24 protein-coding genes are annotated in these 22,503 nt (G+C 59.7%); 17 read left to right on the top strand and 7 right to left on the bottom strand.

Annotation, left to right across the window (positions count from 1 at the left end):
* The first annotated feature begins 75 nt into the window (after positions 1 to 75).
* Genes V6S97_RS17880 through V6S97_RS17895 form a run of 4 tightly spaced genes read left to right on the top strand, consistent with a single transcriptional unit; the run spans position 76 to position 4,796 of the window.
* Positions 76 to 1,140 carry a LacI family DNA-binding transcriptional regulator gene (locus V6S97_RS17880; RefSeq protein ID WP_112278166.1) on the top strand — a complete coding sequence of 355 codons (1,065 nt, stop codon included), beginning with the start codon at positions 76 to 78 and terminating at the stop codon, positions 1,138 to 1,140.
* The gene (locus V6S97_RS17885; protein ID WP_112278165.1) at positions 1,133 to 3,010 is read left to right on the top strand and encodes a DUF2264 domain-containing protein; all 1,878 of its coding nucleotides are present in this window, start codon (positions 1,133 to 1,135) and stop codon (positions 3,008 to 3,010) included. Before V6S97_RS17880 ends, V6S97_RS17885 begins: the two co-directional genes overlap by 8 nt.
* The gene (locus tag V6S97_RS17890; RefSeq protein WP_003508173.1) at positions 3,007 to 4,023 is read left to right on the top strand and encodes a hydroxyacid dehydrogenase; all 1,017 of its coding nucleotides are present in this window, start codon (positions 3,007 to 3,009) and stop codon (positions 4,021 to 4,023) included. The genes V6S97_RS17885 and V6S97_RS17890 overlap by 4 nt, the downstream gene beginning before the upstream one ends.
* Positions 4,020 to 4,796, top strand: a complete 777-nt coding sequence (locus V6S97_RS17895; RefSeq protein WP_099086915.1) for a sugar phosphate isomerase/epimerase family protein — start codon at positions 4,020 to 4,022, stop codon at positions 4,794 to 4,796. The genes V6S97_RS17890 and V6S97_RS17895 overlap by 4 nt, the downstream gene beginning before the upstream one ends.
* 138 nt (positions 4,797 to 4,934) lie before the next feature.
* Here V6S97_RS17895 and V6S97_RS17900 read toward each other — a convergent pair whose 3' ends face one another.
* From V6S97_RS17900 to V6S97_RS17915, 4 genes are all read right to left on the bottom strand, one after another.
* Positions 4,935 to 6,008 carry an ABC transporter ATP-binding protein gene (locus tag V6S97_RS17900; RefSeq protein WP_003508161.1) on the bottom strand — a complete coding sequence of 358 codons (1,074 nt, stop codon included), beginning with the start codon at positions 6,006 to 6,008 and terminating at the stop codon, positions 4,935 to 4,937.
* Between the two features lie 86 nt (positions 6,009 to 6,094).
* On the bottom strand, positions 6,095 to 6,970 hold the full coding sequence (locus tag V6S97_RS17905) for a carbohydrate ABC transporter permease (protein WP_020810285.1): 876 nt from the start codon (positions 6,968 to 6,970) through the stop codon (positions 6,095 to 6,097).
* On the bottom strand, positions 6,963 to 7,916 hold the full coding sequence (locus V6S97_RS17910) for a carbohydrate ABC transporter permease (protein ID WP_003508157.1): 954 nt from the start codon (positions 7,914 to 7,916) through the stop codon (positions 6,963 to 6,965). The genes V6S97_RS17905 and V6S97_RS17910 overlap by 8 nt, the downstream gene beginning before the upstream one ends.
* Before the next feature lie 6 nt (positions 7,917 to 7,922).
* Positions 7,923 to 9,212 carry an ABC transporter substrate-binding protein gene (locus tag V6S97_RS17915; protein WP_111821050.1) on the bottom strand — a complete coding sequence of 430 codons (1,290 nt, stop codon included), beginning with the start codon at positions 9,210 to 9,212 and terminating at the stop codon, positions 7,923 to 7,925.
* A 117-nt stretch (positions 9,213 to 9,329) separates the two neighbouring features.
* Between V6S97_RS17915 and V6S97_RS17920 the strand changes: the two genes are divergently transcribed.
* The 12 genes from V6S97_RS17920 (at position 9,330) to V6S97_RS17975 (ending at position 17,679) form a co-directional block, all read left to right on the top strand.
* Positions 9,330 to 10,028, top strand: a complete 699-nt coding sequence (locus V6S97_RS17920) for a TetR/AcrR family transcriptional regulator (RefSeq protein ID WP_111821051.1) — start codon at positions 9,330 to 9,332, stop codon at positions 10,026 to 10,028.
* Positions 10,029 to 10,274: 246 nt separating this feature from the next.
* Positions 10,275 to 11,417 carry a Gfo/Idh/MocA family protein gene (locus tag V6S97_RS17925; RefSeq protein WP_162691921.1) on the top strand — a complete coding sequence of 381 codons (1,143 nt, stop codon included), beginning with the start codon at positions 10,275 to 10,277 and terminating at the stop codon, positions 11,415 to 11,417.
* 10 nt (positions 11,418 to 11,427) lie between these two features.
* Positions 11,428 to 12,591 (top strand): dihydrodipicolinate synthase family protein, encoded by a 1,164-nt coding sequence (locus V6S97_RS17930; protein WP_111821052.1) that lies wholly within the window; start codon positions 11,428 to 11,430, stop codon positions 12,589 to 12,591.
* Between the two features lie 24 nt (positions 12,592 to 12,615).
* Positions 12,616 to 13,437 carry a sugar phosphate isomerase/epimerase family protein gene (locus tag V6S97_RS17935; RefSeq protein WP_111821053.1) on the top strand — a complete coding sequence of 274 codons (822 nt, stop codon included), beginning with the start codon at positions 12,616 to 12,618 and terminating at the stop codon, positions 13,435 to 13,437.
* 19 nt (positions 13,438 to 13,456) lie between these two features.
* The gene (locus tag V6S97_RS17940; RefSeq protein ID WP_003508149.1) at positions 13,457 to 14,692 is read left to right on the top strand and encodes a Gfo/Idh/MocA family protein; all 1,236 of its coding nucleotides are present in this window, start codon (positions 13,457 to 13,459) and stop codon (positions 14,690 to 14,692) included.
* Between the two features lie 336 nt (positions 14,693 to 15,028).
* Positions 15,029 to 15,199, top strand: coding sequence for a hypothetical protein (locus V6S97_RS17945; RefSeq protein ID WP_003508147.1), 171 nt, complete (start codon positions 15,029 to 15,031; stop codon positions 15,197 to 15,199).
* Positions 15,200 to 15,480: 281 nt separating this feature from the next.
* Positions 15,481 to 15,690, top strand: a complete 210-nt coding sequence (locus V6S97_RS17950) for a cold-shock protein (RefSeq protein ID WP_003508146.1) — start codon at positions 15,481 to 15,483, stop codon at positions 15,688 to 15,690.
* A 109-nt stretch (positions 15,691 to 15,799) separates the two neighbouring features.
* Complete coding sequence (locus tag V6S97_RS17955; protein WP_003508143.1) at positions 15,800 to 16,090, top strand: hypothetical protein; 291 nt, start codon at positions 15,800 to 15,802, stop codon at positions 16,088 to 16,090.
* Between the two features lie 28 nt (positions 16,091 to 16,118).
* Positions 16,119 to 16,355: a 30S ribosomal protein S21 gene (rpsU, locus tag V6S97_RS17960; RefSeq protein ID WP_020810479.1), complete on the top strand. Its 237-nt coding sequence runs from the start codon at positions 16,119 to 16,121 to the stop codon at positions 16,353 to 16,355.
* 35 nt (positions 16,356 to 16,390) lie between these two features.
* Complete coding sequence (locus tag V6S97_RS17965) at positions 16,391 to 16,606, top strand: hypothetical protein (RefSeq protein ID WP_111821055.1); 216 nt, start codon at positions 16,391 to 16,393, stop codon at positions 16,604 to 16,606.
* Between the two features lie 96 nt (positions 16,607 to 16,702).
* Entirely contained in the window at positions 16,703 to 16,843 is a 141-nt protein-coding gene (locus V6S97_RS17970) for a hypothetical protein (RefSeq protein WP_003508140.1), read from the top strand.
* Positions 16,844 to 17,391: 548 nt separating this feature from the next.
* Positions 17,392 to 17,679 (top strand): hypothetical protein, encoded by a 288-nt coding sequence (locus V6S97_RS17975; RefSeq protein WP_020810478.1) that lies wholly within the window; start codon positions 17,392 to 17,394, stop codon positions 17,677 to 17,679.
* A 380-nt stretch (positions 17,680 to 18,059) separates the two neighbouring features.
* Here V6S97_RS17975 and V6S97_RS17980 read toward each other — a convergent pair whose 3' ends face one another.
* Positions 18,060 to 19,157 (bottom strand): acyltransferase family protein, encoded by a 1,098-nt coding sequence (locus V6S97_RS17980; RefSeq protein WP_334427553.1) that lies wholly within the window; start codon positions 19,155 to 19,157, stop codon positions 18,060 to 18,062.
* Positions 19,158 to 19,467: 310 nt separating this feature from the next.
* Here V6S97_RS17980 and V6S97_RS17985 point away from each other — a divergent pair, with 310 nt between their 5' ends.
* On the top strand, positions 19,468 to 19,704 hold the full coding sequence (locus V6S97_RS17985; protein WP_020810476.1) for an acyl carrier protein: 237 nt from the start codon (positions 19,468 to 19,470) through the stop codon (positions 19,702 to 19,704).
* A gap of 12 nt (positions 19,705 to 19,716) precedes the next feature.
* Here V6S97_RS17985 and V6S97_RS17990 read toward each other — a convergent pair whose 3' ends face one another.
* Both V6S97_RS17990 and pglA read right to left on the bottom strand, forming a co-directional pair.
* Positions 19,717 to 20,847 carry a glycoside hydrolase family 88/105 protein gene (locus V6S97_RS17990; RefSeq protein WP_111821057.1) on the bottom strand — a complete coding sequence of 377 codons (1,131 nt, stop codon included), beginning with the start codon at positions 20,845 to 20,847 and terminating at the stop codon, positions 19,717 to 19,719.
* Between the two features lie 8 nt (positions 20,848 to 20,855).
* Positions 20,856 to 22,409: a polygalacturonase PglA gene (gene pglA, locus V6S97_RS17995; RefSeq protein WP_111821058.1), complete on the bottom strand. Its 1,554-nt coding sequence runs from the start codon at positions 22,407 to 22,409 to the stop codon at positions 20,856 to 20,858.
* Between the last annotated feature and the right edge of the window lie 94 nt (positions 22,410 to 22,503).

Below are 22,503 nucleotides of genomic sequence, written 5' to 3'. Positions count from 1 at the left end.
CTTAAATTCTTGCAAATTTTCTTAGTTTGCAATATTTGCATCATAATAGATTTTTTTGCAAGCGCAGGAGACGATATGAACGATACGCCCGACATCAGCCGCCCGCGCCAGTCGGATATCGCCCAGCGCGCCGGCGTTTCCATCAGCACCGTTTCGCGGGTTCTCGCAGGGGAAAAGGGCATCAGCGCATCCATCCAGACCAAGGTTCTGGGGGTGGCGGCGGAGCTTGGTTATCCATTGCGACCAGTCACGACCCAGACCGGGGGCGTGCCGCTGGAGGGCAAGAAAATCCTTGCGCTCATGTCCGCCGAAAGGGCGACCGGCGATATCGGCGCTTTTTATCACGATATTTTCGACATGCTGCGCAGCCTTGCCCAGACGGATGGCTTCGAACTCGATATCAGGCTTCTGCACCAGAAGCAGATCGACGACGCCCTGACCCAGCGGGTCTGCGAGGTGGACGGTCTTCTCGCCATCGGCCTCGATCCCGAGGACGAAATCATCCACCGCATCACGCAGGGTGTGCTGCAACCGGTTCTGGTCAACAGCGCCGATCCCTCGATGATGCTGGATTGCGTCTCGCCTTCCAATTTTTACGGCGGTGCGCTGGCGGCGCGGCGGCTTCTGGAACTCGGCCATCGCAAGGTCGCCTATATCGGCCCGCATCATCGCCACACCATAAGGGAGCGTATGCGCGGCTTTCGCCATACGATCCTCGAGGAAGGGGGCGCGACCTATGAGGAGTTTCTGCTTTCGACGGCGGATAGCGGTTTCGGACAGGCAGGCGATGCGGTTCGTCAGCTATTGGCCAAAAACCCTGAACTCACCGGCATTTTCTGCATGAATGACGCGATTGCGCTGGGTGCGCTTGGGGCGGCGCAGGAGCTTGGGCTCGGCGTGCCGGATGATCTTTCCATCATCGGCTTCGACGACCTGCCCTTTGCCGAACTCTCCACGCCCCGTCTCAGCACAATCCGGGTCGATCGTCGCGAAATCGCCCGTGAGGCGGTGGAACTGATGCGCCGCCGGCTGACGGAACCTTCCGCCAATGCCCGCCAGGTGCAGCTTGGCGTGCAGCTGGTGGAAGGACAGACGGCCGGCAAAGCGAAAAAGACGGGAAAGGCGACACGCGATGCATGACACCATGACCAGGCTCAATATGGCCAGATTTAATCCGCTGCATGGTAATCCGCTCAAAAGCCGCGCCGATGTCCGGCGGGCGCTGGATGACAGTTTCGCGCCGCTTCTTCCCTATTTTTCGCAGGGCGGCGCAAGAGTGACGCTCAGCGGGGCCGCCGCGCATTTCGACCGGGCGGCGGCGGATCTGGAAGGTTTCGCCCGTCCGCTCTGGGGCATCGCCCCGCTTGCGCTCAGCGGCGATCATTTCGACCATTGGCCGCTTCTGGCGCAGGGAATAGCCAACGGCACCGATCCCTCCCATCCCGAATATTGGGGTGACGTGCGCCAGAAGGACCAGCGGTTGGTGGAGCTTGCCGCAATCGGGTTTGCGCTGCGGCTTGCGCCTCAACACCTGTGGGAACCGCTGTCCGACGTGCAGAAAGACAATGTGCGCCGTTATCTGCTGACGGCGCGCGAACGCAATTACGCCGATAATAACTGGAAGTTTTTCCGGGTGATGGTCGATATGGCCCTTGATCATCTCGGCATCGATTTCGACCGCAGCCTGACCGAGACATTCCAGAAGGAACTGGACGAGTTTTATATCGCTGACGGCTGGTATCGCGATGGCAACTACCGCCGCATCGATCACTACATCGCCTTCGCCATGCATTTTTACGGCCTGATCTACGCGAAGCTCAGCAAGCCTGATGATGCCTATGCCGAACGCTACCGCGAGCGCGCTCGCCTCTTCGCCGGCGATTTCGCCAGCTGGTTCGATGAGGATGGCGGCACACTCGCCTTCGGGCGCTCCATGACCTATCGTTTCGCCTGCGGCGGCTTCTGGGCCGGCCTTGCCTTTGCCGATGAGGAGGCGCTGCCCTGGGGCGAGATCAAGGGGCTTTATCTGCAGCATCTGCGCTGGTGGGCGAAAAAGCCGATTGCCGACCGCGACGGCGTGCTCTCCATCGGTTATGCCTATCCGCAGCTCACCATGTCTGAGAGCTATAATTCGGCGGGCTCGCCCTACTGGGCCTTCAAGGCCTTTCTGCCGCTGGCCCTGCCGGAAAGCCACCCCTTCTGGCAGGCGGAGGAAAAACTGCCTGACACATCCGCAAGACCAAGGCCGCTCGTTCATCCCGGCATGGTGATGATGCGGGCGACAGGCAATGTCACGGCGCTTTCCAGCGGTCAGGAAAACCTTTCCATGCGCGGTGGGCCGGAAAAATATGCCAAATTCGCCTATTCCTCGCGTTATGGTTTCGGCGTGGAAGTGGATGAGCGCGGCTTCCGCACCAATGGTTTCGACAATATGCTGGCCTTTTCCGAAGACGGCCTGCATTACCGCGTGCGCGAGACCAACGAAAAGGTTCTGCTGGCGGGAGAAAGCCTGCGGGCGACATGGAAGCCGTTCCCCGATGTCGACGTTGAAACCACGCTGGTTGCGGCCGGTGACTGGCATGTCAGGCTGCACCGGATCACGTCGACCCGCCCCCTTTCGGTGACCGAAGGCGGCTTCGCCATCAACCGCAACGACGGCGACCGCGACGTCGTGAGCGAAGAGACCGGCCGGGCGACAGCCGATTGCGGCACCGACATATCCGCCATCATCGATATCGGCTCCAGCATGACCCGTCACGGCGTGGCGCTGAAGGCGCTGCCCAACACAAATCTCATCAACGCCAAGACCACGGTGCCGCAATTGCGGGGCGAGATTCCGGCGGGCGAAACCCTGCTTGCCTGCGCGGTCTTTGCCGGGGTGGCCGGGCCAGAAAGCGAAAAAGCGTTGGCGATGGTTCCGGCACTTCCGGATATGGGGGCGCTCGACCGCCTGTTTGCGGAACAGGGTGTTCCGGTCAGCAGCATGGCGGCCACGGGAGAGCCGCAATGACGAGCCCGCTTCCGCGTCTCAGCCTCGCCATGGACCCGGAGCGAACCCAGCATGTGCTGACACCGCAGGCGTTCGAAAGGCTGTCACAGAGCGTCGAGATTCTCGACACAGGGCGAATCTGCGATTTCCACGCCGCTTCAGTAAAGGAGCAGCTGGCGCGGACGGATATTCTTCTGACCGGCTGGGGCTGTCCGGATATCGGCGCGCGGGAACTGGCGCTGATGCCGCGTCTCAGGCTGATCTCCCATGCCGCCGGCACGGTCAAATATTTCCTGTCGCAAGCGGTGTTTGATCGCGGCATTACCGTGTGCAGCGCGGCGGAGGCGAATGCGCAGCCGGTCGCCGAATTTTCGCTGGCAATGATCCTGCTGGCCGGCAAGCGCACTTTCGGCTTCCGACGTCTTTATCTGGAGCATCGCGACCGCGCGCCTGTCGAGCGATTGCAGGCGCAGGCCATCGGCAATCTCGGCCTGACGGTCGGCATCGTCGGCGCATCGCGCATCGGACGCCGCGTCATCAATCTGTTGCAACCGTTCGATCTCAACCTCATCCTTTTCGATCCGCTCCTGAGCGTCGCGGAGGCGGAAAAGCTCGGTGTGCGTCTTGTCTCGCTCGAGGAACTGATGGCGGTGAGTGATGTCATCTCCCTGCATGCGCCCTCCCTGCCGCAGACACGGCATATGATCGGCGCGGCAGCGCTTGCCCGCATGAAGGACGGCGCAACCCTGATCAACACGGCGCGCGGCGCACTGGTGGATGAAGACGCGCTTCTGGCCGAACTGAAAACCGGACGCATCGAAGCCGTCATCGACGTCACCGACCCGGAAGTGCCGCCACCGGAGTCACCCTTTTACAGCCTGCCGAACGTCTTTCTGACGCCGCATATCGCCGGCGCCACCGGCCTTGAACGTGCAAGGCTCGGCGACATGGCAATTGCCGAAATCGAACGCTTCTGCCGCGCAGCGCCATTGCAACAGCAGGTGCGGCCGGAACATCTGGAACTGATCGCATGAGAATGTTTGAGCCGGGCCTCTGCTCCGTCACCTTCCGCTCCCTGTCGGTGCAGGCCGTCATCGACCTTGCCGCCGCAAATGGCATCAGGGCAATCGAATGGGGCGCGGATATCCATGTGCCGTCAGGCGACCTTGCCAATGCAAGGGATGTGGCGGCGCGGACGGCGAAAGCGGGCCTCGTCGTCTCTTCCTACGGCTCCTACATTTTCGCACCCGATTTTTCGCCCGAGGACATGACCGCCGTGCTGGAAACAGCAAAGGCGCTCGGCACCGGCCATATCCGCATCTGGCCGGGCCAGCGCAAACGCCCCTCCACGGATTATTCGCCCTCGGAACGCCGCGCGGCAACGGAGGCGCTGGCGTCAATCGCCCGCCGGGCGGAAGACTATGGCATGACGATCGGCCTCGAATATCACCCCAATTCGCTGACCGACACCCTGCCCTCGGCCCTGCAGCTGGCGCAGGATCTGGCCGCACCCAACCTTTTCTTCTACTGGCAACCCGCACCCGGCCTGCCGCTGGACGATGCACTTGCGGAAATATCCGCACTCGGCTCGCGCATCTGTCATCTTCACGTCTTCGCCTGGCTTGCCGACGCCAGCCGCCTGCCGCTTGCCGAGCGCACGGACTACTGGCGGGCCTGCATTGATGCGCTGCCGGAAAGCGCTTGGAAAAAGACGGGCTATGCGATGCTGGAATTCGTCAAAGGTGACGACGTCGGGCAGTTTTCGGCAGATGCGGTGATGCTGCGGCGAATTCTTGCCGGTTCGTAGAACCGCTTTTTCCCTTATCAAAAACCAATGCGGCGAACTAAAAACTCGCTGTCCGTCACAGAGCGTCCTGCGGTCCTCATCCCTGTGCCCGTCACAGGAATGAGGGGAGGGTTTGCCTCCCCCATCCGGTTCTGCACCTTATATCCGCCGCCCATCCGCCCCGAACAGATGCGTCTTCGAAAGATCAAAGGCAAAGGGAATTGTCTCACCGATGCGGATTTGGCGCTGGCCGTCCAGCAGCACAGTGGCGGGCTGGCCGTCGGGGGTGTTGGTGTAAACCACCGTCGAGCCGCCGAGATGTTCCACGAGCTGGATAGAAGCTTCGCCGAGCGAGGATTGCGCCTGCGGGTTCACATGTTCGGGACGCACACCGAAGGTGAGCGGCTCGCCCTGCGCAGCCGCGACGGGCTTTTCCAGCACGATGCGCTGGCCGGCCACCTCGATGGTGCGGTTGGAACTGTCCCCTGCAGCCACTTTTGCGGAGAGGAAATTCATTTTCGGCGAACCGATGAAGCCTGCCACGAACTGGTTGGCCGGATTGTTGTAGAGATCGAGCGGGCGGCCGACCTGCATGATGCGGCCGTCACGCAGCACCACGATCTTGTCGGCCATGGTCATGGCCTCCACCTGGTCATGCGTCACATAGATCATGGTACTGCCCAGCGTCTGGTGCAACTTGGCGATTTCGACGCGCATCTGCACGCGCAGTTCGGCATCGAGGTTGGACAAAGGCTCGTCGAAGAGGAAGATTTTCGGCTCGCGCACGATGGCGCGGCCGATGGCCACACGCTGGCGCTGACCGCCCGAAAGCGCCTTCGGCTTGCGCTGCAACAGCGGGCCGATCTGCAGGATATCGGCGGCCTTCTGCACCCGCGCCTCGACTTCCGGTTTCTTGTAGCCTGCCGTTTCGAGACCGAAGGCGAGGTTCTTGTAGACGCTCATATGCGGATAGAGCGCATAGGACTGGAAGACCATGGCGATGCCGCGCTTGGAGGCGGCTGTTTCGTTGACCCTTTCGCCGTCGATACGAAGATCACCTTCCGAGATTTCCTCCAGACCGGCGATCATGCGCAGAAGCGTGGACTTGCCGCAGCCCGAGGGGCCGACGAAGACGGTGAACTCACCCGGCTCGATCTTGAGGTCGATGCCGTGAACGACCGGAAAGGCGCCGAACCGCTTGACGATTTTTTCCAGAGTAATGCTGCTTGCCATGCTGTTTCTCCCGACTGCCGCGCCGCATTCAGGGCGGCAGCGACAGTGTTGATTGTCTTAAAATGCGTTCCCGATCCGGGTTCCGTTCAGCGTTTCATGCCCGTGGTGGCGATGCCTTCGATCAGCAGCCTCTGGAAGAACAGGAAGAACAGGAAGACCGGCACCAGTGACAGGTTGGACATAGCGAAAAGCGAGGTCCAGTCCGAGCTGCCGGTGGAATCCACGAAGGATCTGAGACCGAGCTGCACGGTGTAGGTGTTGATGTCGTTCAGATAGATCAGCGGCCCGAAGAAATCGTCCCAGGTCCAGATGAAGGAAAAGATGGCGGCGGTGGCCAGCACCGGCAGCGACAAAGGCAGCATGATCTTCCAGTAGATGCGGAAGGGTGAGCAACCGTCCATGACAGCCGCCTCATCCAGCTCACGCGGGATGCCACGGAAGAACTGCACCATCAGGAAAATGAAGAAGGCGTCCGTCGCCAGATATTTCGGCACGATCAGCGGCAGCGAGGTGTTCACCCAGCCCATTTCCAGAAACAGGATATATTGCGGGATGAGCACGACGTGATAGGGCAGCATAAGCGTGCCGAGCATCAGCGCGAACCAGAAATTGCGCCCGCCGAAGCGGAGGCGGGCGAAAGCGAAGGCGGCAAGCGAGCAGCCGACGACATTACCGATGGTGGCGAGTATCGAGATGAAGAAGGAGTTCCAGAAGAACTGCCCGAAGCTCACCTGCAGCCCCGTCCAGCCGCGAATATAACCGCCGAAATCGACTGCCGAGGGAATGAGCGAGGAAGAGCCGAAAAGCTCGTCCTGCGGCCGGAAGGAACCTGATATCATCCACAGGATCGGATAGAGCATCGCGAAGGACGCGATGATCAGAGCCGTGTGGAGCATCACCGATTTCAGCGGTGAACGTTGCGGGCCTTGTCCCGGCCGGGGGGCGGTAACAGCATCAGTCATCGTAGTGCACCCAGTATTTCGCGCTGAGGAACGAGAAGGCCGTGAACAGCGAGATGATGATCACCAAAATCCAGGCAAGCGCCGAGGCATAACCCATGCGGAAGAAACCGAAGGCTTCCTGGTAGAGATAAAGCGTATAAAACAGCGTCGAGTTGATCGGCCCGCCGGTGCCTTCGGAAATGATGAAGGCGGGGGTGAAGGCCTTGAAGGCGTCGATCGTCTGGATGACCGCGTTAAAGAAGATGACAGGCGTCAAAAGCGGCAGCGTAATGCGGAAGAATTGCCGCACCTTGCTAGCACCGTCGATTTCGGCGGCCTCGTACATATCCTGCGGGATCTGTCTCAGACCCGCGAGAAAGATGATCATCGGAGAACCGAACTGCCAGACGGACAGGATGACCAGCGTGTAGATCGAGTAATCCGGATTGGAAATCCAGCTCGGCCCTTCATAACCGAAAGCCTGCCACAGGATCATGTTGACGAGACCATCAGAGGCGAAAAGCTGGCGCCAGAGCACGGCAATCGCGACGCTCGAACCCAGCAGCGATGGCAGATAGAAGATCGCCCGATAAAGCGTCAGGCCCTTGATGCCGCGATTGAAGGCGAGCGCCACCAGAAGCGCGAAGATCAGCTTCAGCGGCACCGACAGCAGCACATAGGTAAAGGTGACCTGCATGGCGGCGGCGAATTTGGGGTCGGCGGTAGCGATGCGCACATAATTGGCCGCCCCCACCCAGTCCGGCGACTGCAACAGGTCGTAATTGGTGAACGACAGATAAAGCGACGCGAGCGCGGGGCCGAGGGTGAGGCCGAAGAAGCCAATCAGCCAGGGCAGGAGAAACAGATAGGCGTGAACGTTGCGGTCGAAAATCCGCTTCACACCGCCCCGTTTCGGGAGAGCCGCGCCACGGCTCTCCTCTACAAGAGTTTCAGATCGAAAGGCCATAAACCATCACTTCCGTTTGATAACGGTTTCGGATTCCTTGACGAGGCGGTCACCGCCCTCTTCCGGCGTGATCTTGCCGAAACCGACTTCCTCCGCCGTGCGTTTGAGGACAAAGGCGAATTCGCCCGCGCCCGGAGGCGGTGCCGGCGGCAGATCGCCGACGCCGGGGGTAATCTCGGCGATATAGTCCACCATGATCTTGCTGACCTCGTCGAGCTTGCTGCTCAGCTGGTTGCGCATGGATTCCGATGCCGGAACGCCGCGCTCGACGCCGAGAATGTCGATACCCTGCGGTTCCGCAACGAGGAAATTAATGAAGCCGACAGCCTGCTCAATGCCGGGGCTGCCATTGGCGACACTGATGAGCATGGAAGGTTTCAGGTAATGGCCGGAAGGGCCATCCTTCGTGCTCTTCGGATAGGAGCTTATGGCAAGCTTGGACTTGTTGAGCTTCTGATAACCGACAAACTGGTTGGAATGGGCAAATGCGGTTGCCGCCTTGCCCGTCGTCAGCGGGTTCGTTTCGATGTTGAGCTGGTCAAGCGCCTGCACATCGGCGGGCACACAGGCGCCGCTCTTGCGCAGATCCGCCCACAGGGTGAACCACTTGGTCGCATCGGTCGGATCAAAGCCAATGCCGCCATCCTGCGTGTAGAGCGACTTGCCGTTCTGGCGCAGCCAGTTTTCAAAGCTCGGCTCCACGCCGCTGGCGTCGGCCGTCGCGTAATAACCGGGCTTCGGCTTGTTCTTGCTGAGCTTGGCGGCGTTTTCGGCAAACTCTTCCCAGGTCTGGCCGATCGCTGGCGGCGTTGCGCCTGATTTCTCCCAGGCTGCCTTATCGAAGAAGACAGCGCTGGAATTGACACCGAGATTGATGCCGTAGAGCTTGCCATCAACCCGGCCGGAATCGATGTTCATCTTGCCGAAATCTTCGATCTTCAGGTCCTTGCCGATATAGTCATCCAGCGGCGCAAGCGCGCCGCGGCGGCCATATTCGAAGATGTAGCGATAATCCATCTGGATCAGGTCAGGCGCATTGCGGCCGGCAACCTGCGTTGCAAGGCGCGGCCAGTAATCGCTCCAGCCCGCGAATTCACCGGCAATGTCGAGATCCGGCTTGACCTGCTTATAGGCTGCTATCGCCTTGTTGGTGCGATCGGCGCGCTCCTGCGAACCCCACCACAACATGCGAAGGCGCGCGGCCTGAGCCTGCGCCGAACCCCCTCCCAATGTTGCAAGCGACAGGGCCGCAAGCCCTGCTGAAAGCACACCTCTCCTCTGAAGCATCACGGGCATTGGCAACTCCTCCCTATTGACTGCCAATTGATGATGAACGTAAACGACACTTGCCGTTTTATAACTAATTGGTTACATGGGAACACTGATCGCAAACATTGTCAAGCGGGTGCTGAAATGGAAGAAACGACAAAAAACCAGCCGCTCGATCCGGCCGCGGAGAACACACCGTCGCCCAAGCGCAAACGCGCGACGGCACAGGTGCGAAACCCGGAAAGAACGCGCGCCGCCATTCTCGAAGCCGCCCGCCGTGAGGTGGCCGCCAAGGGGCTGGCAGGGGCGCGAATCGATGTTGTCGCCCGGCGTGCCGGCACCAACAAGCGGATGATCTACCATTATTTCGGCGACAAGGATGCGCTTTATCTCGCCGTTCTGGAAGACGCCTATCGCCATATCCGCCATACTGAAAGACGGCTTGACCTGACCCGCAAGGCTCCGTCGGAGGGCTTGCGCGAGCTTGCGCTTTTCACCTGGCACTACTTCCTCGACCATCCCGAATTCCTGAGCATCCTCGCCACGGAAAACCTCAATAAAGCCCGCTATCTCAGGCAATCTCCGACGATTGCGGCGATGCATTCGAATTTTATTTCGGAACTCGAGGACGTGCTGCGGCGGGGCAGCGACGCGGGCGAATTTCGTGATGGCCTCGATCCGATCGACGTCTATCTGACGATCGCCTCGCTTGGCGCCTTTTACCTGTCGAACCGTTTCACGCTGTCGACGATCTTCCAGCGCGACCTCACCGACCCTGCCGAGCTGGAACGCTGGGGCCAGCATATCGTCGATACCCTGCTTGCTGCAGTGCGGCCGGTCTGAGTCGGACGAACCGAATTCCTCTTTAACAACAGCGACGACGCGCCATTCGCATCCGCGAAGCGCGTCGTTTTCTTTTGCGGCGCGGTGGCGATACGTAAACGAGACAGTTCGCACAAGACGAATTTTTCCTGTCGAAAACACCTTGACAGATCGCATCCTTCACGACCACAAATAACCAAATGGTTACAAATTGCCATGTTTGACGGAAGCGGTTTTTCGGGAGAAGGCCGCCTTGGGAGGAAATTCATGAAACGTATCGGCGTCATCATGCACGGCATCACCGGCCGTATGGGTTACAACCAGCATCTCGTGCGCTCCGTTCTCGCCATCCGCGATCAGGGCGGCGTGCTTTTGAAGAACGGTGAAAGGGTCATGCTCGACCCCATTCTGGTCGGCCGCAACGGCGCAAAGATCGAGGAAATCGCCAAAAAGCACAATGTCGCGCGCTGGACGACCGACATCGACGCTGCACTCGCAAACCCCGATGACACACTGTTCTTCGATGCCGGCACGACGCAGATGCGCGGCAGCCTGCTGGAGAAGGCCATCAAGGCCGGCAAGAATGTCTATTGCGAAAAACCGATTTCCGACACGATGGAAGAGGCATTGGCCATTGCCCGGCTCGCCGAAAGCGCTGGCATCAAACATGGAGTGGTGCAGGACAAGCTGTTCCTGCCCGGCCTGCGCAAGCTCGCCATGCTGCGCGACAGCGGCTTTTTCGGCAAAATCCTCTCGGTGCGCGGCGAATTCGGCTACTGGGTTTTTGAAGGCGACTGGCAGCCGGCGCAGCGGCCCTCCTGGAATTACCGCCTGAAAGATGGCGGCGGCATCATTCTCGATATGCTGTGCCACTGGCGTTATGTGCTCGACAATCTGTTCGGGCCGGTGAAGTCCGTAAGCTGCCTCGGCGCCACCCATATCCCTGAACGTTTCGATGAGCATGGCCGCGCCTATAAGGCAGATGCGGACGATGCCGCTTATGCGACCTTCGAGCTGGAAGGCGGCGCCATTGCCCATATCAACTCCTCATGGGCGGTGCGGGTACGCCGCGACGACCTCGTCACCTTCCAGGTGGACGGCACCCATGGTTCGGCGGTGGCGGGCCTGACCAAATGCTTTACCCAGCACCGCACCAATACGCCGAAGCCGGTGTGGAATCCGGACCAGCCGCAGACCATCGATTTCTACAAGACCTGGCAGGAAGTGCCGGACAATGTCGTCTACGACAACGGCTTCAAGGCGCAGTGGGAAATGTTCGTGCGCCACCTCGTCGACAATGATCCTTGGCCCTATGGCCTCATGGAAGGTGTGAAGGGCGTGCAGCTTGCCGAACTTGGGCTGAGATCGTGGAAGGAACGCCGCTGGCTCGACGTTCCCGACCTTTCCTGAGGAGGCTGATGTGAGCGAGCTCAAGCTTCCGAAAGACGACCGCAGCATCGAGGTCTACAAACTCTCAGGCACGCCGGTCGCCGTTGAAAAACGAAGTGCTGCGGATTTCAACCGCGTCGCTTTCGCCGCCGCCCATGTGGTGGCCGATCCGCTTGCCGATAATGATCCGTGGCTTACCCCCGCCATCGACTGGGACGCCACGCTGCGCTTCCGTCACCGCCTGTGGGACCTCGGTCTCGGTGTCGCCGAGGCGATGGATACGGCGCAGCGCGGCATGGGGCTGGCGTGGCCGCAGGCGCAGGAACTCATCTCCCGTTCGCTGAAGGAAGCCGCCAGCCGCAAGGATGCGCTGATTGCCTGCGGGGTGGGCACCGACCATCTCAATGGCAGTGGTTACGACCTCAACAAGATTGTCGACTCTTACCTCGAACAGCTTGATTTTGTTCAGGGAGAAGGTGGACGCGTGATCCTGATGGCCAGCCGTGCGCTGGCCGCTGCCGCCCGCTCGCCGGATGATTATCTGAGGGCTTATGCCAGGGTTCTCTCCCGTGTGGAAGGAAAAGTGGTGATCCACTGGCTGGGCGAAATGTTCGACCCGGCGCTGGAGGGCTATTGGGGTTCGGGCGACCATATGACGGCCATGGAAACCTGCCTTGCCATGATCGAGGAGAATGCCGACAAGATCGACGGCATCAAGATTTCGCTTCTTTCCAAGGAAAAAGAAATCGTCATGCGCCGTCGCCTGCCGGCTGGCGTGCGCATGTATACCGGCGACGATTTCAACTATGCCGAACTGATCGCCGGCGACGAACAGGGCCATTCGGATGCGCTGCTCGGCATTTTCGACGCCATTGCGCCGGCCGCCTCCAAAGCGCTGGCCAGCCTGAAGCGTGGCGCGGACAATGAATTCTTCGACATTCTGGAGCCGACGGTGGCGCTTTCGCGTCATATCTTCAAGGCCCCGACCCGCTTCTACAAGACCGGTGTAGTGTTTCTCGCCTACCTCAACGGGTTACAGGACCATTTCACCATGGTTGGCGGCCAGGAAAGCACCCGCTCCACGCAGCATTTCTCCGAGCTTTTCCGGCTGGCGGACAAGGCCAATGTGCTTGCAGAGCCGGATCTGGCGACGCAGCGCATGAACGCGTTTCTCGCCGTCCGGGGTATCAGCTGAAACAGAATGAGGGGAGATACCGACATGAGCCTTGAAGGCCTTTCCATCAATTTCGCCACCGTGCGGCAGGGTGGCGATTTCGGCGCTATTGTCGATGCCTGCCTTGCGCACGGCATCACCGCCATCTCGCCCTGGCGCGAGCAGGTGCACGGTGTCGGGCTTGCCGAAGCCACCCGCATCGTCGAACGGAACGGGCTGCGTCTCAGCGGCCATTGCCGTGGCGGCTTTTTCCCCGCCCACGATGCCGAAGGCCGCCGCATCGCCATTGAGGACAATAAACGCGCCGTCGATGAAGCCGCCGCAATGAAAGCCGATTGCCTTGTGCTTGTCGTGGGCGGCCTGCCCGCCGGCTCGCGCGATCTGAAAGGTGCGCGGCAGATGGTGGAGGACGGCATGGCCGAACTGCTCCCCTATGCCCGCGCTGCCGGCGTACCGCTGGCCATCGAACCGCTTCATCCCTTCTATGCCGCTGACCGCGCCTGCTTCAACACGCTGAAACAGTCGCTCGATCTCTGCGACAGGTTGGGTTCGGGAACAGGCGTCGCCATCGATGTCTACCACGTCTGGTGGGACCCTGAACTGGAGGAGCAAGTGGCGCGTGCGGGAAAGAACGAGCAAATTCTGGCGCATCACATCTGCGACTGGCTGGTGCCTACCACCGATCCGCTCAATGATCGCGGCATGATGGGCGACGGCGTGATTGACCTCAAGGCATTTCGCGCCATGATCGAGGCAGCCGGCTTCCACGGCCCGCAGGAAGTGGAAATCTTTTCGCATCGCTGGCAGGCGCGGCCGGTAGACGAGGTCCTCGCCACCGTGGTGGAGCGTTTCAAGACTGTTTGTTGATATATCCGGGAGAGAGCAAATGCCTGAAAAGGTGAAACGCAAACGCTATGCGCTGGTCGGCACCGGCAATCGCGGCACCACCATGTGGGGCCGCGAATTGCTGGCCGGCTGGAGCGACTATGTCGAACTGGTCGGCATTTGCGACCTGAACCTGATGCGCGCCGAACGCGCCCGCGCCATGATGGGATCAAGCGCGCCGCTTTACGACGATTTCGACCGGATGATGGAAGAGCAGCGCCCGGAACTCGTCATCGTCTGCACGCCTGACGATACTCACGACGACATCATCATCCGCGCGCTGGAAGGCGGGGCCGATGTCATCAGCGAAAAGCCCATGACCACCACCCCGGAAAAGATTGACCGTATTCGCGCCGCGGAGGCGAAAAGCGGCCGCCGTGTGGATGTCTCCTTCAACTATCGTTTTTCTCCCACCGCCGCACGCATCAAGGAGCTGATCGATGAGGGTGCAATCGGCACCGTCACCTCGGTCGATTTTCACTGGTATCTCGATAACCAGCACGGCGCGGATTATTTCCGCCGCTGGCACGCCTTCACCGAACATTCCGGCAGCCTGTTCGTGCACAAGGCCACGCACCATTTCGATCTTCTGAACTGGTATCTCGATTCCGACCCCGTGGAGGTAAAGGGGTTCGGACAGTTGCTGCATTATGGCAAGAACGGCCCGTTCCGGGGAACACGCTGTCGCACCTGTCCACACAAAAACGAGTGCGATTATTTCATGGATCTGGGCGCCGATCCTTTCCTCGATGCTCTCTATGAGGACCCTTCGGCGGTGGACGGCTATATGCGCGATGCCTGCGTCTTCCGCGAGGAAATCGACATTCCCGACACCATGAGCGCCTCGATCCGCTATGCCAGCGGCGTGCAGGTCTCCTATTCGCTCAACACCTATATGCCGATCGAGGGCCACCATATTGCCTTCAACGGCCATAAAGGCCGTATCGAAATGCGCCAATATGAAAAGCAGCCCTGGACGGAGCCGCCGGCGGACGAAATCCTGCTGGTGAAAAGCTTCGGCGGCGGTGTTGAACGCATATGGGTGCCGCATGAGCCGGGCGGCCACTATGGCGGCGACAACCGCATGCGCGACATGATCTTCAAGCCGGGCTCGAACGACCGGCTGCGGCAGCGGGCGGGTTCGCGCGCCGGCGCCATGTCCGTTCTGACAGGCGTGGCCGCGCTGAAAAGCGCCCGTGAGGGCGGCACAGCGGCGGTGAAATCGCTGCCAGTTTAGCCGCGGCAGCCTGCGGCCTCGTCGACAGATGGGCCGCAGACGGCAATTACCAAAAAAGAACGGACGATATTCCGCAGATTACGCGCTTCTTCCCTGCCGATAAAATGATCGCCGGGGGAAGAAAGAGTGATCATGTCCAGTTTTGAATCCTTCGTTCCGCTCATCATCATCGGCGTCAGCCTCGTCGTATTCTTCAAATGGGTGGGGCGAGATATGAACCGGGAAGAGAAAAAACCGCGTTCCCGCCGCTGATGGCGGAAAAACGCGCCCGCGCGGCGTGGAGGCGGAACCAGTACCTTTTCTCCGGGGTTTTCCCTGCAAGAAGGAGGACGCGATATGACGAAGAAAAAGAAATCGAAAACCGTTGAAAAAGGGCCTTCCAGCCCGAACGACATTCCCCCCGCCGGCCCGCATGCCAAACCCTCCCTCACCGACTATGACAAGACGCCGGGCGCGGGCAGCCTGCCGGATGACCGTGAGAAAGACGTGTCTCCCGGCGCGGGTTGATGCGCACGGGACGGAGGGCCGCGCCAAGCCCGAAGGACTCTGCGGCGATCGGGAAATAGTGTCCTGAACCAGATACTTACCCGCTGGGCAGTGGCTCGCCGGTGCTTTTTTGTTCTCCGCCCATTGCAAAATCAAAAATTGAGCCTATATTTTGGATATCGACCATTGCTTGTGACGTCGTTCTGGAACAGACTGTTCCCCGTCGGATTTCCTCTCAAATAATCGATCTTATCCCGCAAGGTATCGCGGGAACCACAACGATTCTACGAAAGGAAATCGTTATGAACACTGGTACTGTAAAGTGGTTCAACGCCACCAAGGGCTTCGGCTTCATTCAGCCTGACAACGGCGGCACGGACGTTTTCGTTCACATTTCCGCTGTTGAGCGCGCTGGCATGCGTTCGCTGAACGACGGCCAGAAGATCAGCTACGAGATCGTCCAGGACCGTCGGTCCGGCAAGAGCTCGGCTGACAACCTTCAGGCAGCTTGATATTCGTCATTTGACCCCGCAGACCACGGATGTACTGGCTGCAGGTTTAAGTGATTGTGAGAGGTCGGGTCAAAGCCCGGCCTTTTGTTTTTGGGCCATGGAGGTCCTCATGCGTAAAAATCCCTACCGATGCGGCGATGCCATATTCTTGAAGCCAGGCGTGCTGGGCAACAACCAGCCCGACGGTCCTGGCAGGGTCGTATCGATCCTGCCCGAAGCGCAGGGAACTGTTCGCTACAGGGTGCGTTTCCAGCATGAAAATTTCGAGCGCAACATCGCACTCGATGAAATAAGTGCGCCCACCTCGGCGCCATCGCCGTCGCGCAACAGCGAAAGCCCATCGGCGCGCGAAACGGGATCGAGCTGGATCAATCCGGACAGGATTAAAATCAGAAAATAGCAGCTGCGGCTGCATAAAGGAGATATTCGTGCAGGTACTCGTTCGAGACAATAATATAGAGCAGGCCCTTCGCGTTCTGAAAAAGAGAATGCAGCGTGAGGGCATTTTCCGCGAGATGCGGGCCCGGCAGTCCTATGAAAAGCCCTCGGAAAAGCGCGTCCGCGAAGAAGCAGAGGCCGTGCGCCGCCACCGCAAGCTGGCGAAGAAAAAAATGCAGCGCGAAGGGCTGTTGCCCGCCCCCAAAAAGGTTGCCCGCCCCCGCTAGCCGTTCGATACTGCTCTTCCGTAAAGGAGAATGCCATGGCTGCGACAAAAGAAGCTTTTTTCAAACCCGGCAAACTATCCGCGCAGGACAAGGCGTCACTGACGGATAGCGCCGCAAAGCAGATCATAAACGCCGAGGCCGCTCAGCGCGCCCGCAAAACGGAACGCCTTCGCCAGCTTCGCGAAGCCCAGGAAGCGACGATCATAACCGACACGCCCGTTTCCGCAAAAAAACGATCCAGCAAGAAATAGCCGGACGGGATTTCCAGCATCGACGATCGAACGGGTCTTGAACGGATTATCTCATACCCGCTCAAGGCCCCATCAATCCAACAGGAGGAGGACACCATGGCCAAGGGTCAATTGCGCAGTAACAAGGAAGTCCGAAAACCGAAGAAGGACAAGACGGCGAAAGTGGCTGCAGCGCCGCCAGCCGGTTCGCAGGTCAAGTTCGCAAATGCCACGACAGCGGACGGCAAAAAGAAGTAGTGCGACGCGCAGCCGGCAAGCCACGACGAATAAAAACATCGCGATAGGCGCCGGACTTGTTTTGGCCACATTGCCAGTTTAAATAGCTCCCATGGCAACTGCTGGTGAGCGCGAATGAAATCGATGTTCGCAGTTGTTTTAGTCGCTTCAGACTTTTGACCACGGATGTACTGGCACTGGTGTTGAGAGCGATATGAGGAAGGTCGGTGCAATATTGCCCCGGCCTTTTTTGTTGCCTGCGGCAGCGAATGCTGCATCTTCCCTGCGGTAACGGAATTAACTTGCCTATTCCCCATAAACGGCGCACGCTTCGTCATCGGTAATTAAAGGGCGTTGCCACCGTCAGGCCTGCTGCATTTCCAGCCCTGTCCCGCCTGCTGACCACCAGGGAAGCGATTCGGAATTCACGCGACATGCATGACGCCACGGGCCGGCAACGGTTTCCCTGGCGCTGCCCGCGTCTCAAGGCGTTGAAGCGTCCTCGCACCATCTCCGGATGGCAGCGCGACGCTCCGGCTTTTGTGAACCTCACAAGAAAGGAGGACGCCATGTCTTCCGCATATGAAAATTGCATCATCACATCGCAGGACCTCAAAATGCTCCAGTCCGTGCTGGAAGGTCTCGGTTATGATCGCCACACCATGGATGACGAAATCGTTCTCTACAACAATGCCGCCCGCAAGGTGATCCAGCTCTTTCAGGATGGCTTGACCGACCCCGCCGATATCTCGGAGGAAATGCTGTTTCTGTTCGGCGTTCACAAACATGAACGCGTAAGACCGTGGAGACCGCTGCCGCGTTATGCCATTCAGGGTCTGCCGCCTCTTTACCGGTGATACTGTTGCCGCCCTTTTCGTGGCAACCACGCGAAGCGGCCTTCAAAATCACCGATGAAAATAACGGCTTGGCAAAAGCCGTATATCAGGCAACACTGAAATTGAGCGTCCCGCGCGCGATCAGGCGCATCCGGGAAGCTTGGGTATGGAATGTGCATCAGGTGAGTTGCGGGACCATGACCGGCCTGCGCCGGGTCCCGACTGTCCCCATGCCGGTAAGTTTTGCGTCTGCGTGGAGGTGAGTATGACGTATGACTGGAGCGGCCGCAAAATGCGCCGCATGCGAGCGGCGAAACTGACGATCATCAGCCTCGTCGCAGCTTTCGTGCTGACAGCCCCGATTTTCGCCCATTATTGAGGTTCGCAGCCGCAAGGCAGGATCATACCGGCTGGCGGATTTCACTCCGCTTTCTCAACCGGTTCTTCAGCCATTTCTGAACGGGCTGGTCATAATAGACCGTCAGCCACCATGGCAGGCACGTCGTGGCGATGAGAAAAACAATGCCCGCCGGCAGAGCGAGATTTTCCCTGTGCCCCGCCGGGATCAGAAACTCCGTCCAGGCGAGAAGCGGAATATGCAGCACATAGACCGCATAGGACGCCGTGCCGAGAAACACCGACACCATTCCCACCCGGCGACCCGGAACCGTCTTGCTGGCCACGAATAGCAGCAGCGGCCAGACAAACAGGACAACCGCAAGATCGAAGAACGGCCGAAGCTCGCGCGACATGGGCACCGCCAGAATGAAACAGACCAGCAGAAGGCAAAGTGCCGCCTGAAAGGGTTTCAACTGCGGTACGCGATTGCGGAAACGGTAAATCAGCACGCCGGCAAAAAACGAGAAGAACACCCGGCCCATGCCCGCATACATTTCGTGCCAGCGAAACCCCGCATGCAAACGGCCGAACTCGGCGGCCGCCACCATCAGCACAAGCGCGCTGACGGTGAGCACCACAGCGGTCTGTCTCGTCGTGGCCCGAACACCCCAGCGGGCATAAAACGCATTCACCACCAGTTCGTTGAAAAGCGACCATGCCGGGCTGACGAGAAACAACGCGCCGTTCAGGGTCAGTGTGAAGGGCGCCGGCAAAAACAGCAGCCCCGTGAAAAGGGCAAAAGCGAGCTCGCCGGGATCGACAAGACGATGCAAATCGTCGATCGGCGTCGGCACGCCCAGCACGTAGAGGCAGATGAAATAAGCCGCCATCAACGCCAGCGCCAGCGCATAAAGAGGGTAAAGACGCGCAAAGCGCGCCTTCAAAAAAAAGCCCGGTGTAATCGCCCCTTCGCTCAGCTTCCGGCTATAGGCATGCGCCAACACGAAACCGCTGAGCGCAAAGAACAAATCCACGGCGAGATAGCTCGAAGCCGTGCTTTTCCCGAACAGATCCTCGGCATGGCGGTGGACGATGAAAAGGGCAGCCACTCCCCTTATGCCGTCGAGCAATATGAAGCGTTCCGGGGACGACTGGACCATGGCGTGAGGCTCGGTGTGGCTGGCGGATTTAAAAGTTCACAAGCAACCAGCTTTAGCGCGTAGCGGTTTGCCGCTGCCAGTCACAAACTGGTTAACGTGGCAAACATCCCGTATTATTATAGGGTACTAAAGGGTGATCGACACCCTTTCGCGGCTGCGAAAGGCGTGCTACGTCCGGATGTCATCGATCTTTTGACCCTTTGACTCTGCGGCCTGTCCTTTTGAATTCAGCTTGATTTCGCTTGGATATCTTCGGCGCAAATTCAGATCGGGCGGGTTCGGCGGCAAGCAACTTTCTCGGAGTCTCACCATGTCCACCATTGCAGAACGTATCAGAAAAATCATCGTGGACCAGCTTGGCGCCGACCCCGCCAATGTGGTGGACGATGCCAATTTTGCTGACGATCTCGGTGCGGATTCCCTGGAGACGGTTCAGATCGTCATGGAAATCGAGGAGGAATTCGGAGTGGAAATTCCAGATTCCGCCGCAAGCACGATCCTGACCGTCGGCGACGCCATCCGTTTCATCGAAAAAAACAAGGCGTGACCGACGGGGAATTTACCCCGCAGATGACGCCGCTGAAACAGCCTGCGGCTTGGCCAGAAGCAGGCTTTCGGCATAGGCCATCATCAACGGCCCGACACCCTTGGCATCGTCGGACACCACCGGTTCGGTCAGATAATATTCCGGCGTTCCATCGCGATAATTGCCCTCGAAGCCGCCAAGGCCCGCGACATGCACGATGCCAGTGAGGCGCATCACGCCCTCTTCATCGGCTTTCAGCCGCGTTTCCAGAAGCGTCTCAAGCGCGCGGCGGCCCGCCGAAAGGGCGGCAGTCGCCTCTTCGCCCCGCAGGAGCTTCAGCCGCACTGCGTGCAGCAAGGCATAGGCAAACATCGCCGAGGCGGATGTTTCCTCATAATTGCCCGCAAGGCCCGGATTGTCGAGAACCTGCATCCAGAGGCCCGTCTTAGTCTGCCGTGCGATGATGCCGGCCAGAAGACGCCGTGTGCTCTCCCGAAGCTCCGCCGTTGCGCCATCCTCGGGCAGGATGGTCAGTGCGTCCACCAGCGCCATGGCGAGCCAGCCCACCGCACGCGCCCATATGGCGGGAGACTTGCCGCTCTGAGGATCGGCCCAACGCTGGCTGCGGCTGTCGTCGTAACCATGGGCATAAAGCCCGCCACTATCCGCCGTGGCCGCGAGCGCCGCTGAAAACTGCCGCAGCGCATCGTCGATCAGTTCTGTTCGGCCCGTCGCCTGCGCATATTCGATCTGGAAAGGAAGTCCCATATAAAGCCCGTCCAGCCAGACCTGGTGCGGATAACGCTTCTTGTGCCAGTAATTCCCGGAGGCAATACGCGGATGGCTGCGGAGTTGTCCCGCCAGATGTTCCGCCGCAGCGAGGTAACGCGGATCATCCGTTTCCACCGCAAGGGGAAAGAGAATGCGGCCGGCGAGAATATGGTCGATATTATATTCCTGCGGATCGTAACCGGCGAGCGTTCCGTCAGCCGCTATCTGTGCATCGGCCAGACGGTGCAGATGGTCATTCCAGCGCGCCTCTCCGGTCGCCTCGAACAGCTGCTGCAAGCCGCGATAGAGACATCCATCCTCGTAACACCAGCTTCCGCCCTTGTAGTAGCGATAGCGGCTCGAGAATTGATCAAAATATTCAGTGGCTTTCATGGAGTTTCTCAATCGAAATCTGACACAATGGAAACGGAAGCGTCGCTCAGCAGGGCGGGATTATCGCAGACTATATGCGCCTGCTCGAAAACAATCGCCTCATGGCGCATGGGGCGCACCCGGTCGGCCATGATCGGCGGCGTTGCGATGGCCGACGGATCGCGCGAGACGATGGTGAGATTGCGGATGGTGACGTTGCGGATGGGCGCTTCGGCAAGACCGAGAAAAGCGCCGGCAGCATGGGAGAGATTGCGGATTTCGACATCCTCCACGGTAATGCCGTCGATAAAGGGAGTACCGCCATCGACCGGCACGGGGTTTCGCGACTGCACCCAGTCATCATGCCCATCGGCGTCGCAATGGTAGTGGGCATTGGCGGAAAGCGCGGTCTTCACGCCATCCAGCAGCACCCGGCGCATGGCGATGTTGCTGACGGTGCCGCCCCGCCCGCGCCGTGTCTTGAGGCGCAGGCCGCGATCCGTGCCGATCATGTCGCAATCCTCAACCGCCACGTCATGCACGCCGCCGGACATTTCCGAACCGATCACCAGCCCGCCATGGCCGCGCTCCATCAGGCAATGACCTACACGCACGCCGCGTGTTTCCGCAAGATGATCGTCCTCGCCGTCAGGGCCGCGCTTTCCCGCCTTCACCGCGATGCAATCGTCTCCGACGGAGAAGCGCACGCCTGATATCGTGACGTTGCGGCAGCTTTCTGGATTGAAACCATCGGTGTTCGGGCTTTCATGCGGCGCGACGATGCTGAGACCAGCGGCGATCAACTCTTCACAGCCCTGCGGATGGATCGTCCATGAGGCGGCGTTTCGGATCGTGAAACCGAGAAGCTGGGTTTTGCGACAGGAAACGAGATGCAGACCACGCGGCCGGCGCGCGCCATCGCGGGTTTCTTTCGGCCAGCTCCACCAATCGCCCTTGTCGCCGGAGCCATCAAGAATGCCCCTGCCCTCGATGACGAGATTATCTACCCCGATGGCATGAACCGGCGCGGTAAAACAGGCATCCGGCAATCCTTCCCAGCTGCCCAGCATGCGGCCGACCTCATCGCGTGCGGGCAATATCGGCCATCCCCTGCGGGTGGAAGGTGCGCGCAGTACGGCTCCCTGCGCAAGGTGAAAGGTCATGTTGCTTTTGAGGCGCACGGGAAAGGCGGTCCAGACACCGGCTGCAAGTCGCAACGTGCCGCCCTGCGGCACGGCGGCAACCGCCCTTTCCAGCACCTGCGCATTGGCGCGCGCGCCCTCTTCATCATCGAGCGAAACATCCGGCAACAATTGAAATGCCGCGGCATCGACACGCCCGGCACAGGAAAGGGTTCTGAACTCCAGCCTTCCGAACCCTTCCGCTTCGAAGATATAGCGCGTATCCGGGGAGAGATCATGCAGCAGCGCCACCACGGTCGCGGTTTCGCCACTCCGTTCATCGCCATCCGCCGACGTCAGACGCCATTCCGTTTTGGACGGAAGGAAATATCGAGCGCCGGGCGCGGCAAGGCAAAGCGCTGCCGTTCGCGCCGAAGACGCGATGACAAGGGGTTCGTTCATGCTCTCTTCTCGTCTTTCGTGAATGGCCGGCCAAACCCTTGGCGGACATGCTTCATATCATCCGGCGGCCGGATAGAGGGCCCGCCACCAGAGG

Source organism: Agrobacterium sp. CCNWLW155 (assembly GCF_036888815.1).
In the GTDB taxonomy this organism is placed as follows: domain Bacteria; phylum Pseudomonadota; class Alphaproteobacteria; order Rhizobiales; family Rhizobiaceae; genus Agrobacterium; species Agrobacterium radiobacter.
Note: the sequence above shows the minus strand (reverse complement) of the source record. Positions and strands in the feature narration are given on the sequence as shown.